The sequence below is a fragment of the Kitasatospora griseola genome, from assembly GCF_044999035.1.
Lineage (GTDB): Bacteria > Actinomycetota > Actinomycetes > Streptomycetales > Streptomycetaceae > Kitasatospora > Kitasatospora griseola.
Window position 1 is genome coordinate 631,180 of sequence record NZ_CP173360.1, and the last position, 12,019, is coordinate 643,198.

The 12,019-nt window shown below is 74.2% G+C and carries 14 protein-coding genes and 2 pseudogenes; 9 read left to right on the plus strand and 7 right to left on the minus strand.

Annotated elements, in window-relative coordinates:
- Positions 1–52: 52 nt before the first annotated feature.
- From ACI1MP_RS03090 to mptB, 3 genes are all read right to left on the minus strand, one after another.
- Positions 53–1,180, minus strand: coding sequence for a DUF4037 domain-containing protein (locus ACI1MP_RS03090; protein ID WP_404867639.1), 1,128 nt, complete (start codon positions 1,178–1,180; stop codon positions 53–55).
- 98 nt (positions 1,181–1,278) lie between these two features.
- A complete protein-coding gene (locus tag ACI1MP_RS03095; protein ID WP_404867640.1) occupies positions 1,279–2,544 on the minus strand; it encodes a glycosyltransferase 87 family protein in 1,266 nt (421 codons plus the stop codon).
- A complete protein-coding gene (mptB, locus tag ACI1MP_RS03100; protein ID WP_404867641.1) occupies positions 2,538–3,941 on the minus strand; it encodes a polyprenol phosphomannose-dependent alpha 1,6 mannosyltransferase MptB in 1,404 nt (467 codons plus the stop codon). The genes ACI1MP_RS03095 and mptB overlap by 7 nt, the downstream gene beginning before the upstream one ends.
- Positions 3,942–4,287: 346 nt before the next feature.
- On the opposite strand from mptB, the gene ACI1MP_RS03105 reads away from it, so the two are divergent.
- From ACI1MP_RS03105 to ACI1MP_RS03115, 3 genes are all read left to right on the plus strand, one after another.
- Positions 4,288–5,148, plus strand: a complete 861-nt coding sequence (locus tag ACI1MP_RS03105) for a GNAT family N-acetyltransferase (protein WP_404867642.1) — start codon at positions 4,288–4,290, stop codon at positions 5,146–5,148.
- Positions 5,145–6,029, plus strand: coding sequence for a lysophospholipid acyltransferase family protein (locus ACI1MP_RS03110; RefSeq protein WP_404867643.1), 885 nt, complete (start codon positions 5,145–5,147; stop codon positions 6,027–6,029). Before ACI1MP_RS03105 ends, ACI1MP_RS03110 begins: the two co-directional genes overlap by 4 nt.
- A 90-nt stretch (positions 6,030–6,119) precedes the next feature.
- Entirely contained in the window at positions 6,120–6,386 is a 267-nt protein-coding gene (locus ACI1MP_RS03115; protein ID WP_100584489.1) for a metal-sensitive transcriptional regulator, read from the plus strand.
- 19 nt (positions 6,387–6,405) lie between these two features.
- Here ACI1MP_RS03115 and ACI1MP_RS03120 read toward each other — a convergent pair.
- Positions 6,406–6,546, minus strand: a pseudogene (locus tag ACI1MP_RS03120) (IS5/IS1182 family transposase); the annotation flags it as partial.
- A 26-nt stretch (positions 6,547–6,572) separates the two neighbouring features.
- Between ACI1MP_RS03120 and ACI1MP_RS03125 the strand changes: the two are divergent.
- Positions 6,573–6,737 (plus strand): annotated as a pseudogene (locus tag ACI1MP_RS03125) (transposase); the annotation flags it as partial.
- Between the two features lie 25 nt (positions 6,738–6,762).
- Positions 6,763–6,999 carry a hypothetical protein gene (locus tag ACI1MP_RS03130; protein WP_404870884.1) on the plus strand — a complete coding sequence of 79 codons (237 nt, stop codon included), beginning with the start codon at positions 6,763–6,765 and terminating at the stop codon, positions 6,997–6,999.
- 81 nt (positions 7,000–7,080) lie between these two features.
- Here the strand turns inward: ACI1MP_RS03130 and ACI1MP_RS03135 are convergent, their stop codons facing one another.
- Positions 7,081–7,311 (minus strand): hypothetical protein, encoded by a 231-nt coding sequence (locus tag ACI1MP_RS03135; protein WP_404867644.1) that lies wholly within the window; start codon positions 7,309–7,311, stop codon positions 7,081–7,083.
- 113 nt (positions 7,312–7,424) lie between these two features.
- Here ACI1MP_RS03135 and ACI1MP_RS03140 point away from each other — a divergent pair, with 113 nt between their 5' ends.
- Positions 7,425–7,673, plus strand: a complete 249-nt coding sequence (locus ACI1MP_RS03140; protein ID WP_380331829.1) for a hypothetical protein — start codon at positions 7,425–7,427, stop codon at positions 7,671–7,673.
- A 41-nt stretch (positions 7,674–7,714) separates the two neighbouring features.
- On the opposite strand, the gene ACI1MP_RS03145 is transcribed toward ACI1MP_RS03140, so the two are convergent.
- Positions 7,715–7,981: a metal-sensitive transcriptional regulator gene (locus ACI1MP_RS03145; RefSeq protein ID WP_043911727.1), complete on the minus strand. Its 267-nt coding sequence runs from the start codon at positions 7,979–7,981 to the stop codon at positions 7,715–7,717.
- Between the two features lie 132 nt (positions 7,982–8,113).
- A complete protein-coding gene (locus ACI1MP_RS03150; RefSeq protein WP_380331832.1) occupies positions 8,114–9,484 on the minus strand; it encodes a rhodanese-like domain-containing protein in 1,371 nt (456 codons plus the stop codon).
- 330 nt (positions 9,485–9,814) lie between these two features.
- On the opposite strand from ACI1MP_RS03150, the gene ACI1MP_RS03155 reads away from it, so the two are divergent.
- The 3 genes from ACI1MP_RS03155 to ACI1MP_RS03165 all read left to right on the plus strand — a co-directional run bounded on the left by ACI1MP_RS03155 (position 9,815) and on the right by ACI1MP_RS03165 (position 11,869).
- Complete coding sequence (locus ACI1MP_RS03155; RefSeq protein WP_404867645.1) at positions 9,815–10,192, plus strand: rhodanese-like domain-containing protein; 378 nt, start codon at positions 9,815–9,817, stop codon at positions 10,190–10,192.
- The gene (locus tag ACI1MP_RS03160) at positions 10,189–11,160 is read left to right on the plus strand and encodes a sulfite exporter TauE/SafE family protein (RefSeq protein ID WP_404867646.1); all 972 of its coding nucleotides are present in this window, start codon (positions 10,189–10,191) and stop codon (positions 11,158–11,160) included. The genes ACI1MP_RS03155 and ACI1MP_RS03160 overlap by 4 nt, the downstream gene beginning before the upstream one ends.
- 136 nt (positions 11,161–11,296) lie before the next feature.
- Complete coding sequence (locus ACI1MP_RS03165; RefSeq protein ID WP_100584496.1) at positions 11,297–11,869, plus strand: rhodanese-like domain-containing protein; 573 nt, start codon at positions 11,297–11,299, stop codon at positions 11,867–11,869.
- Positions 11,870–12,019: the final 150 nt, after the last annotated feature.

The window sequence follows — 12,019 nt, forward strand, 5'->3', positions numbered from 1 at the left end:
GACTACGGCACCGGGGCGGCGTGCACGCCGACCTGACAGCCTGCCCGCCCGCTCAGTGCACCTGGCCGACCAGTGCGTCGACGGCTGCGTGGTGCGCTGCCGGGCGGCCGAGCAGGTCGGTGCTGTCGGCCCACTGGTCGACGCTGCCGGTCGGCGGGAGATCGCGCAGGTCGGGGTCGGTGACGGTGCGCCGGAGGGCGTGGACGAAGCGGTCGGCGTGCAGGACCTGGTACGGGCGGCTGTGGTACGGGCGGCAGGTCGGGTCGATCGGCTCGGTGAGAGCCAGCGCATTGTGGGTACGGGCGGCGGATTCGTAGGCGTCGCACAGGTGGCGCTCGCGAGTGCCGTGGTCGGTCGCGGCGAGAGCGGCGCGCAGCGCGGGCCCGAGGGCGGGGTCGGCAGGCAGGCGGGCGAAGGCCCGGCCGAGCCACTTGCTGTAGGGCGCGTAGGTGCGGTGTTGGAGCAGGGCGAGCCGCATCAGGTCGCGGGCCAGGCGGGCGGCGACGATCGCGGCGCCGAGTTCGTCTACGGTTTCGGCGCAGCGGCCGACGAACGCCTCCTCCTGGGCGATGCGCTGCCACTGACAGGCCATCAGGTAGCGCCACAGCTGGTCGGGGTACCAGCGGAGGCGTCGGCGGACGGCGGTGAGGGTGCCGTGGTCGTCGCGCAGGACGGTGCCGGCGGTGAGTTCGGCGAGTCGCTGTTGCGGGAGGGCGAGCCAGTCGGCGGTGGCGGGGTCGGTGTCGATCCAGGCGGCGGCTCGGGGGCCGAGCCCGGTGGTGAGCCAGCCGGGCAGGTGGTGGACGGTGACGCGGTGGTCGACGGTGGCACCGGCGGCGGGTTCGAGGTGGCTGACCGGGTTGTGCGGGTCGCCGGTGCGACGGTAGTGGGTGGACCAGCCGCGGATCTGCCGGGGCAGGTGCTCGGCGAGCAGGGCGGTGATGGCCGCGCCGTACAGTTCGGCGTCCTCGGGGGTGAGGAAGAGCTGGAGTCGTGGCCCCCAGTCGTGGTCGGTGGAGCGGGCGGTGTCGAAGCCGAGCACTTCGGAGCCCGGGCCGATGCGCGCGGCCGCGTAGCGGAGTTGCGGGTAAGCGCTTTCCAGCAGGGGTCGGACGGCGTCCTCGTACAGTGCTGCGGCGAGTTCGAGTCCCGGGACGAACGGCGGTTCCGGCGTGATCACGCCGCTCACTGTGGCAGTGGGCGCCGCCGGGGTCCATCGCATATCCGCGCAGGTCCGGCCCGCCGCGCCGGCTGTGCTTCCGTCCACCCGCAGGGGGTTCAGCCGACGGCGGCCGGGCGTTTGCGGGGCCGTCCGGAGCGGGGGTCGGCGGCGGAGTCGGGGTTCGTTCCGGCGGCGTGGCGCCGGGGAGGCAGGGGTGCGGTGGTGGCTGGGTGATCGTCGGGGTGGGGGCGGATCGGCATGGCGACCAGCAGGGCGAAGGTCAGCAGGACGTAGGCGCTGCCGCCGAACAGGGTGCCGGGGGTGCGTCCGTCGGGGCGCCAGAGCCACACCATGCCGCTGGAGATGACCAGTTGGAGCAGCCAGCTGACGGTGAGCAGGTCGCGGCGGCGGTCGCGCAGGGCGGCGTCGGCGAGGACGACGAGGGCGGGCAGGGCCCACACCAGGTGGTGCACCCAGGTGATCGGGCTGACCAGGCAGCAGGCGAGGCCGGTGAGGCTGTAGGCGGCGAGGGTGTCGCGGGCCCGGGCGGCGCGGCGCAGGCGGTGGGCCCAGATGGCGAGGACGGCGAGCGAGGCGGCCACCCACAGGACCCGGCCAGGGAGTTGGGGTCCGAGGCGGGCGATGAGTCCTTGCAGGGACTGGTTCGACATGTTGGCGAAGCCGCCGACCCGGTCGGTGTCCCAGAGTGTGGTGGTCCAGAACTGGCGGGAGACCTCGGGGCCGATCAGGAAGCCGATTCCGGTGGCGCCCAGCGTGGTGGCGGTGGCGGTCGCGGCGGCGCGCCACTGGCGGGTGATCAGCAGGTGGACGATGAACAGCGCGGGGGTGAGTTTGATCGCGGCGGCCAGTCCGGTGCCGACTCCGGCGAGGAACTTCCAGCGGCTGTCGGCGAGTTGCCGGTCGCCGAGGACCAGGGCGACCAGCAGCAGGTTGACCTGGCCGAAGCTGAAGGTGTCCCGCACCGGGTTGGTGAGGGCGCACAGGCAGGCGGCCAGTCCGAACGTGTACCAGCGGCACCAGCCGCGCCGGCGGGCGATCGGGTCGATCAGCCAGTACAGCAGCAGCGCGGTGGCGACCGCGGACAGCGCGACGCCGACCGCGATCGCGGGGTGCCAGCCGAACAGCCGCATCGGCAGCATGCAGACCGCGGCGAACGGCGGGTAGGTGAACCCGTAGACGGTGCCGGGGCGGACGTAGTCGTAGAGCTGTCCGGTGTCGAGCCAGTGCCGCACGGTGCCGTAGTACACGCCGATGTCGAACCAGCCGCGGTGGCCGGGGATGACCGCCAGGACGACGGCGGTGACGAGCACGGCGGCGGCGAGGATCGCGGCCCGGGCCGTGGTGGTGCCTCGGGTCAGCACGCCAACTGCCTCTCGTGGAGCGGTGTTCCGCGCTCCGCCATCAGCACGGCTGCGGCACCGATCGCGAAGCCGCCCACGGCGAGCACCAGTTCCGCGCCGTCGGGGCTGAAGCCGTCCGGCATCACGGTGAACGCCAGGACGGCGCAGCCGAGTTCGGCGACCCGGCGGACGGCCGGGGTGCGGACGGCGAGTGCGACGGGGAGCACCGCCCACAGGGCGTACCAAGGTCGGAAGGCCGGCCCGAGGGCGATCAGGGCGGTGAAGGCGAGGGCCAGCGCGGCCATCGGTTCGCTCTCCCGGCGAACAACTCGTCGCGCGAGCAGGGTGATTGCCCCGGCCGCGAGCGCCAGGCCGATCAGGCGGGCGGCGGTGACGGCGCCGTCCGGTGCGGTGCCGGTGAGGTCGGCCGCCAGTCGGCCGAGGCTGCTGCTGGGTGACCAACTGGTGCTGGTGGCGGGGGTGGTGAGGGCGGCGATCCAGCCGTAGCCGGTGCCGGCGGCAGCGGTGACGACGAGCACCGTGACGGTGGCGGCCGCCACTGCCTGGGCGGCGGTGCGCAGCTGGTGACGCCAGCTGCGGTCGGCCGAGGCGAGCAGGCACACCACGGGCAGGGCGAGCGCGGCCGGGGCCTTCACCAGGGCGGCGAGCGCGACCAGCACAGCCGCGGGCAGGACCTGTCGCCGGGTGGCGGCGAGCAGTCCGCCGAGGAGGAGGGCGAACGCCAGGGCGTCGTTGTGCGCGCCGGCGATCAGGTGGAGCAGCACCAGCGGGTTGAGCGCGCCCAGCCGCAGCGCGGCGGCGGGGTCGATGCCGAGCGTGCGGGCGAGGGCGGGCAGCAGGGCGGCCAGTGCGGCGACCGCGAGAACGGCGGTCAGGCGCAGGACGATCGCGCCGGCCCAGGGGTGTTCGGCGAGCGGCGCGGTGGCGCGGGTCAGCAGCAGGAAGGCGGGGCCGTAGGGGGCGGGGGTGCGCTGCCAGACCTGCGGTATCTGGGCTGCGGCCGGCCCGCCGAGGTCGGCGGGTCCGTGCGTGTAGACGTCCAACCCGTGGGCGAGCATGGCGCCTTGGGCGAGGTAGCTGTAGACGTCGCGGCTGAACAGCGGCGGCACGAGCAGCAGCGGGGCGGCCCACCAGGCCAGAGTGGTGGTCAACCAGCGGGTGCCGGGCGGGCGTTGGCCGTCGGCGGGCCGTCCGAGGAGCAGCCAGGCGGCGGTGAGGACGGCGAGGCCGGCGAAGACCAGGACGGTGCCGGCGCCGCCGGAGGCCCGCAGGGTGGGGCCGGTGTCGGCGGCGGGGCGGGCGCCTGCGGTGAGGGCGCCGGCGGCCAGGGCGAGCGATCCCAGGAGTCCGAGCCACCGGTACCGGCTCGGGTAGGCGTTCGCGCCCGTGTTCGGCATGCCGGGAACGCTGGCAGAGCGGTGTGGCGGCCGGGCGACGGGCCCGCGTCCGGCTGGTGACCACGGGGCGTCCGAATCGGAGCGGACCCGGGGCCGGGCATCCGGACCACCGCCGGCGGGCTGCGAACTGCCGTACTCCGCTTGGCGAACCGGCCATTCAGCATGTGCACATCTGGTCTCCCTCGGGTGTCCACCTGAGGGCCAGGCGAGTCGGGGAGACATACCCATGCCGCTCGTGACCGGCTCCGCCCGACCGGTGGGCCGGGTGCGGGCGCAGTGTCGTCGCGTGTCGTCCCGTGCTGTTCGCCGCCACCGTATCGCGCCCCGAGACCCCGGAGAGTCCGCCATGACCACCGCTCCTGCCCGCCCCGTCCAGTCGTCCTCGGCCCCGGTACCTGCCGCGGCCGACCAACAGCCCTCGTACCAGCTGGCGTTCGCACGGACCGCGGAGGAGGTGCGGGCCGCGCAGCGGCTGCGCCACCAGGTGTTCGTGCAGGAGATGGGGGCGGTGCTGAACTCGCCGCTGCCCGGCCTGGACGCGGACCCGTTCGACGAGTTCTGCGACCACCTGCTGGTGCGCGAGCAGCAGAGCGGCGAGGTGGTCGGCACGTACCGGCTGCTGCGTCCCGAACAGGCGCGCCGGGCAGGCCGGTTGTACTCGGACACCGAGTTCGACCTGGCCCGGCTCGGCGGGCTGCGGGACGGCATGGTGGAGGTCGGCCGGTCCTGCATCGCCGAGGCGCACCGGGGCAACGGCGCGGTCATCAACCTGATGTGGGGCGGCATCGCCCGCTACATGACGGCCACCGGCAACGCGTGGCTGGCCGGCTGCTGCTCGGTCCCGCTGTCCGACGGCGGCGCGACCGCGGCCGGGGTGTGGGACGCGGTGTCCGCCAAGTACCTTGCGCCGAAGGAGTACCGGGTCACGCCGCTGCGCCCGTGGTCGGCGGACGGGGTGGCCCGGCAGGGGCGGACGCCGATCCCCGCGCTGCTGCGCGGCTACCTGCGCCTCGGCGCGTGGGTGTGCGGGGAGCCCGCGCACGACCCGGACTTCAACGTGGCGGACCTGTACGTGCTGCTGTCGCTGGAGCGGACCGACCCGCGCTACCTTCGGCACTTCCTGGCCGCGGGGGCGGACCTGCCGATCTCCGCCATCAACTCCCGTCACCTGGAGGGGACTTCGGACGAGGCGGCGACGGCGGCATGAGTGTCTGGCTGCCGACCGCGCCGTGCACGCCCGGTGACTGCGTGACGGTCGCCGGGCCGCGAGCGGGAGTGGCGCGCCGGGTGCTGCGGGTGACCGGCTGTCTGGCGGTGCTGCTCGCCGGCGTCGCGGCGGTGCCCGTGGTGCGGACGCTGCGGTGGCTGCCGGCCGAGCGGCTGGTGCGCTGCTGGGCCTGGCTGTTGCTGGCCGCGCTCGGGGTGCGGGTGCGGCCGATCGCCGTGCCGGGCAAGGAGGTCGGCGGCTCGCTGGTGGTGTCCAACCACATCTCGTGGCTGGACATCCTGCTGGTCGCCGCCGTCCGCCCCGGCCGCATGCTGGCCAAGACCGAGGTCGGCCGCTGGCCGCTGCTCGGCCCGCTCACGGCCTGGGGCGGCACCATCTTCATCGACCGGGACCGCCTGCGGGCCCTGCCCGGGACGGTCGAGCAGATCGCGACGGCGCTGCGCCGCGGCGAGCGGGTGGTCGTCTTCCCCGAGGGCAGCACCTGGTGCGGGCGCGGCGGCGGCCGGTTCCGCCCCGCGCTGTTCGAGGCGGCGGTGCGCGCCGACGTCCCCGTCCAGCCGGTGACGCTGCGCTACCGGACGGCGGACGGCCCGAGCACCGTTCCGGCGTTCGTCGGCGAGGACGGGCTGCTGCCTTCGCTGTGGCGGGTGGTGTCGGTGCGCGGCCTGGTCGGCGAGGTCGAGTTCCTGCCGCAGCTGCCGCCTGTGCTGTTCCCGGGCCGACGCCACCTGGCGGCCGCCGCCCAGCGGGTGGTGGAGCGGGGCCGCCACCTGGACCGGCTCGCCCATCCGTCGGAGCCGCCGGTCCGCGTCCCCGACCGCCGGGAGGTTCCGCGGCCCCGGGTGGACGCCGCGCACTGACCCCGGCGGCCCATGCGCGACGGCGACGGCAGGTACGACCGTACGGCTCCCGTATGATCGGGCGAGTTCTGAGAAGGCGAGGAGTGCTCCATGCAGGTGGACGAGGAGGCCGTCGGCGCGGTGCTGAACCGACTGCGCCGAGCCCAGGGCCAACTGACCGGTGTGATCGCGATGATCGAGGCCGGCCGAGACTGCAAGGACGTGGTCACCCAACTCGCCGCAGTCTCACGCGCCCTCGACCGCGCCGGCTTCAAGATCCTGGCGAGCGGCATGCGGCAGTGCCTCGCGTCCACGGACGAGAACACGCCGCCGATGACCGAGGCGGAGCTGGAGAAGCTGTTCCTCACCCTGGCGTAGCGGGACCTTGCTGATCGTTTCAGCATGAGGTTCGGAGCTTGCGCAGGCAGATGATGCTGCAGGCGAGTTGGAGCAGGCCCAGGTGGAGGTCGGCGCGTATCTCGTAGCGGATCCGCAGACGCTTGAACCGGTGGAGCCAGGCGAAGGTTTGCTCGACCACCCGGCAGAAGCTGGGTGACGTCGTGCCGGTTCGCCCGCCGAGGCGTCGACTCCTCCCAGCGCCTCGGCCGACACCGATGGGTGATCGAGCGCACCGTCGCCCGGCTCAGCGGCTTCCGCCGACTCCACCGCCGCTACGAACGCAAGGGCGAGCACGTCGCCGCGTTCGCCAGCATCGCCGCAGCAGCCATCCGTCTCCGGGGAATCCCCAATCGAGATGGCCACTTATTGGAAGTCGAGCCCCACCGGCGTCCCGGTCCTCGATCTGCTGGTTGGCGGTGATGACCATGTCGCGCAGGAGGCGCTGTTCCTGCTGGAGCAGCCCGTTCTGCCGTTCCGCGTCGGCGAGTTCGTCGCGCAGGCGCTGCAGTTGGGCGCCCTTGGGACCGCTCCTCACTGTCACGCTTCTTCAGCGGAATCGCGGTCCCGCCCGCCGACTTCGTCGAGCAACTGATCGCCGACGGCGACCGCGCCCTCGGGGCCGAACTGACAGCCGCCGTGTGCGAATTGGTCCGCGGCCTGCACCGGACGGCCCTCACCGTCGCCAACCCCAGGTCACCCGGGCCGCGTAGCGGGTCGGCGAGATGCCGAGGCAATGGGCCAATTCGCGCAGTGCGAGGGCGAGTTGGTAGCGCTCCTCGCCCACAGCGGCCCGGTCGAGGTCCTTCTGGAAGACCATCGCGCGCGGCCCTTCGTACTGCCGCACCAACTCGCCGACCACGATCTCGGGTTGGCTGCCGTCCAGCTCAACCGCACACTCCCCCACCGGCCGGGCGCACCGTTGCGGGCAACTCGCAACGGTGTGCTCGTGCGGCATCGCTCGGCCGCCCGCAATGATCCAGGCGGTTGATCACCGACTGACTCTGGAGGGGAAATTCCATGCCGCGACGTCCGTCGCCCCGGCCGTCTCTCGCCCGCGCGGCCACCGGGATCGGGGGGGTCGGCGGGTCGACCGGGCTGGGTGTGGTGGCCGGTGCGCCCTGGTGGGCGATTCTCGCCTGCCAGGGCACGGCACTGCTGGTGGCCGCCCTCCACCCGGTGTTCCCGCAGGACTCGGCGGACCGGCTGGAGTGGTGGCGCCTGTGCTGGACTCGCGGGGCCGCGCCGACGAACGACCCGGCCCCGTGAGCCCCGTGAGGGCCTCGTGAGGACCTCGTTGAGTGTCTCGCTCAGGCGAGCGTGAGGAAGAGCTTCTCCAGCTCCGCCTCGCTCATCGGCGCGCCGCCCTCCTCGGCCTCGGCCATGCACTGGCGCATGCCGCTGGCGACGATCTTGAAGCCGGCCCGGTCCAGGGCGCGGGAGACGGCGGCGAGCTGGGTGACGACGTCCTTGCAGTCGCGACCGGCTTCGATCATGGCGATGACGCCGGCCAGTTGGCCCTGGGCTCGGCGCAGCCGGTTCAGTACGGCGCCGACGGCCGCCTCGTCCACCTGCATCGGGTCTCCTCCTCGTACTGGGCCTTGCTGCGGCGGGTGCCGAGCGGGGCCGGTCATACCCCCACCGGTATCAACCGGGGCGGTGGGCGGGGAATTCCCGCCCACCGGTCGGGGTCGTGCGGTCATGGCTGATCAGACTGCGGATTCCCACGCGCCGTAGCCGCCGAGCAGGTCGGAGGTCTGCGGGTGGCCGTGGTGGCGCAGCAGGCTGGCGGCGATGGACGAGCGGTGGCCGCCGGCGCAGTGCACGACGACGGCGCGGTCCTGCGGTATCTCGGCGAGGCGCGTCGGGAGCTCGGCCAGCGGGATGTGCGTCGAGCCGGGGATCAGCCCGCCCTCGCGCTCCGCTCCGCCGCGCACGTCGATCACCAACGGCGGCTCGCTGCCCGCGAGTTCGTCGCGCAGGTCGGCGACGGTACGGCGGGCGGCCTGGCGCATCTGCTCGGGCACCGAGCGGAACGTCGTCTCGGGGTCGGCGAGGTGGCCGGCGACCCGGTCGAAGCCGATCCGGGCGAGGCGGGTGACGGTCTCCTGCTCGCGGCCCTCGGGGGCGACCACCAGCAGCTGCCAGCTCGGGTCCAGGACGGTGCCGGACTGCTCGGCGAAGCGTCCGTCGGCGGGGACGTTGATGGCCCCGGCCAGGTGTCCGGCGGCGAAGTCGAGCGGGTCGCGGGCGTCGACCACGACGGCGCCCTCGGCGCGGCGGGCGAGGAAGGTCTCGGCGTCCAGCGGGGTGGCGAGCGCGGCGGCGTCGAACAGCTCGCGCTCGCGGCGGTTGAGGTCGGCGTCGTAGCCGAAGTAGCCGGGGGCGGCGGGCTGGCCGGCGGTGACGATGGCGACGAACTCGCCCTCGGTCATCGGCGCGCACGCGTAGTTGGTGGCGCGCTGCTGCCCGATGGTGGACTGGAGCTCGGTGGACAGGTTCTTCCCGCAGGCGGAGCCCGCGCCGTGCGCGGGGTAGACCCGGACCTCGTCGGGCAGTGCCATCAGCTTGTGCTGGACGCTGTCGTACAGCATCCGGCCGAGCTCGTCGGCGGTGACGCCGGCGGAGGCGAGCAGGTCGGGGCGGCCGACGTCGCCGATGAACAGGGCGTCGCCGGTGAGCACGCCGTACGGGACGGCGTCCTCGGCGCGCTCGCGCACCAGCACGCTGATCGACTCGGGGGTGTGGCCGGGCGTCTCCAGGATCTCCAGCTCCACCGTGCCGAGGCTGATCCGCTCGCCCTCGGCGAGCTTGCGGACGGGGAACTCGGTCTCGGCGCGGCGGCCGTAGCCGATCCAGGCGCCGGTGCGGGCGGCGAGTTCGAGGTGGCCGGAGAGGAAGTCGGCGTGGAAGTGGGTGTTGATGACGCCCTCGACCGTGAAGCCGCGCGCTTCGGCCTCGGCCAGGTACTCGTCCACGTCACGGCGCGGGTCGACCACCACGGCGCGGCCGGTGGTCTCGTCCGCGATCAGGTACGAGGCCTGGGAGAGGCAGTCGAGGTAGTACTGGGCGAAGAACACGGATGTCCTCATCTCTGCGTCGGCCGGTCACGGCTGGAGGGTGGAGGTGCGGGCGCGGGTACGGCTTCGAGTACGGGCGCGGCTCCGCATGCGGGTGCGGGTACGGGGCCGATACGCCCCACGCCCGGGCCCGCCGATACCCCCATGGGTATTATTGCAGGCAGTTCTCGACTGTAGCGGATCCCGGGAGATACCGGTGGGGGTATATGCTCGATCCCAACGATATACCCCCTCCGGTATCTTTCTCGGAGCGGCTCGCCGCCCCGAGGTACCGCCGGACCTCGCACGACCCCCGAACGCACCACCCTCACCACCGCCCAGGAGGACCCCGTGGCCACGTCCCACCAGCCGCCCGCTCCCGCGCAGATCGACCCCGCCGAGGCGCACCGCCTGGCCGCCGCCGGCGAGGCGCTGCTGCTCGACGTCCGCGAGCCCGCGGAGTACGCGGAGGTGCACGCGCCCGACGCGGTCCTCCTCCCGCTCGGCAGCCTGGACGGTTTCGTCGCCCCCGAGGGCCGCACCGGCGCGGGCGGCGACGGCCCGCTGGTCCTGGCGCTGTGCCGCTCCGGGAACCGTTCGCAGGTGGCCACCGACGTGCTGAACGCGCGCGGCGTGCGGACGGTCAACGTGGTGGGCGGGATGCGCGCCTGGCTGCAGGCGGGTCTTCCGTCGCACCAGGGCGGGTGTTCCTGCGGCGCCGCGATATGACCGCCGTCCTCCTCGCCCTGATCGCCGGCGCGGTGGTCGGGCTGGCCCTCGGCGGACTCGGCGGCGGCGGCAGCATGCTGGCCGTTCCCGCGTTGATCTACCTGCTCGGCCTCACCCCCGGCACCGCGACCACCGCCAGCCTGCTGATCGTCGCCGTGACCTCCCTCACCGGACTGGTCGCGCACGCCCGGGCCGGCCGCGTCCGCTGGCGCAGCGGGCTGCTGTTCGGCGCCGCCGGACTTCCGTTCGCCGCGCTCGGCGGCGCGCTCTCCCGCCACCTGCCCGGCCCGGCGCTGACCGCCGCGTTCGCGCTGCTCGCGGGCCTGGCCGCCTGGCGGATGCTGTCCTCCGGCCGCGCGTCGCGCAGCCGCCGGGTCGCGGGATCGGCTCCGATCCCCGCGCAGCAGGCGGCGCCCGTGCCCGCCGGGGCACCGGCGCAGCTGTCCCACGGTGGGACGGGTGCCGCGGCGCAGGCGACCGCCGACGGCGCGGCGGGTGCGGTCCGGGTCGCGGAACCGCAGACGGAAAACGCTTTCCCGCCGCCCTCCGAGCACTCCGGTGCCGCCACCGCCACGGACCTCGACGACGCCTCGCCCGCTCCGGCGTCCGCGCGGCGCTCCGCGCTGGCGGGCGCGGGGCTGGGCGCGGCCACCGGTGTGCTGGGAGTCGGCGGCGGGTTCCTCGCCGTGCCCGCGCTGGTGTCGTTCCTGGCGTTCCCGATGGCCGAGGCGATCGGCACCAGCCTGCTGGTGATCGTGCTCAACTCGCTGTCCGCGCTGCTGCCCCGGCTCGGCGGCGCCGCCGACATCCCGTGGTCCGTGGTCGGCCCGTTCGCGGCCGCCGCTGTCCTCGGCGCGTGGGACGGCAAGCGGCTGGCGTCGAAGCTGTCGGGACGCACCCTGCAGCGGATCTTCGCCACGGCCCTGTTGGCGGTGGCCGCCCTGATGCTGGTGGACGCGGTGTTCTGACCGCCGGGTCCACAGCCCTGCGGCAGGCACAGCGCGCCACCTGCCCCGCGCAGCCCCGTCTGCGCACTACGCTCCACTTCCCCGCCCGGCGGCAACCGCTTGCCGGGGCACTCCTGCCCGAAAGGCCCCACACTCCATGACCACGCCCCTGACCGTCGACCAGCTCCAGCCCCGGCTTCAGCAGCTGACCGTCATCGACGTGCGGTCGCCCGGCGAGTTCGCCGGCGGCCACATTCCCGGCGCCCACAACGTGCCGCTGGACCAGCTGTCCCAGGCGCTGCCCGCGCTGCGGGCCGCCGCCGCGCGCGGCGAGCTGGCGATCACCTGCGCCTCGGGCGCCCGGGCCGGCAACGCCTGCGAGCAGCTGTCCGCCGCCGGCATCTCGGCCCTGCTGATCTCCGGCGGCACCGCCGCCTGGACGGCCGGCGGCCACCAGCTGAACAAGGTGCCGGGCCAGAAGGTCCGCTGGGCCATGGACCGCCAGGTCCGCATGGTCGCGGGCTCACTGGTGCTGGCCGGCGTCGTCGTCGACGTGGCCGTGCCCGGCGTGCGCTGGGTGTCGGCCGCGGTCGGCTTCGGCCTGCTGTTCTCGGCGGCCACCAACACCTGCGCGATGGGCGCGATGCTCGGCAAGCTGCCGTACAACCGTCCGCGCAACTCCGGCGCCGCGTTCGAGGCGACGCTCGCCGAGCTGCACGGCGGCAAGTGACTCCTGACTCGGCCGCCGTCGAAGCGCCACCCGGCCTCCGGCCCGGACCCGGGTTCGCCCGGCGGTGAGTGAACTCGGCCCTCGGTGCCGCCCGTCGTCGTGACGGGACGTCGGCACCGAGGGCCTACGCGTGCATCGGTCGTTGGCGCC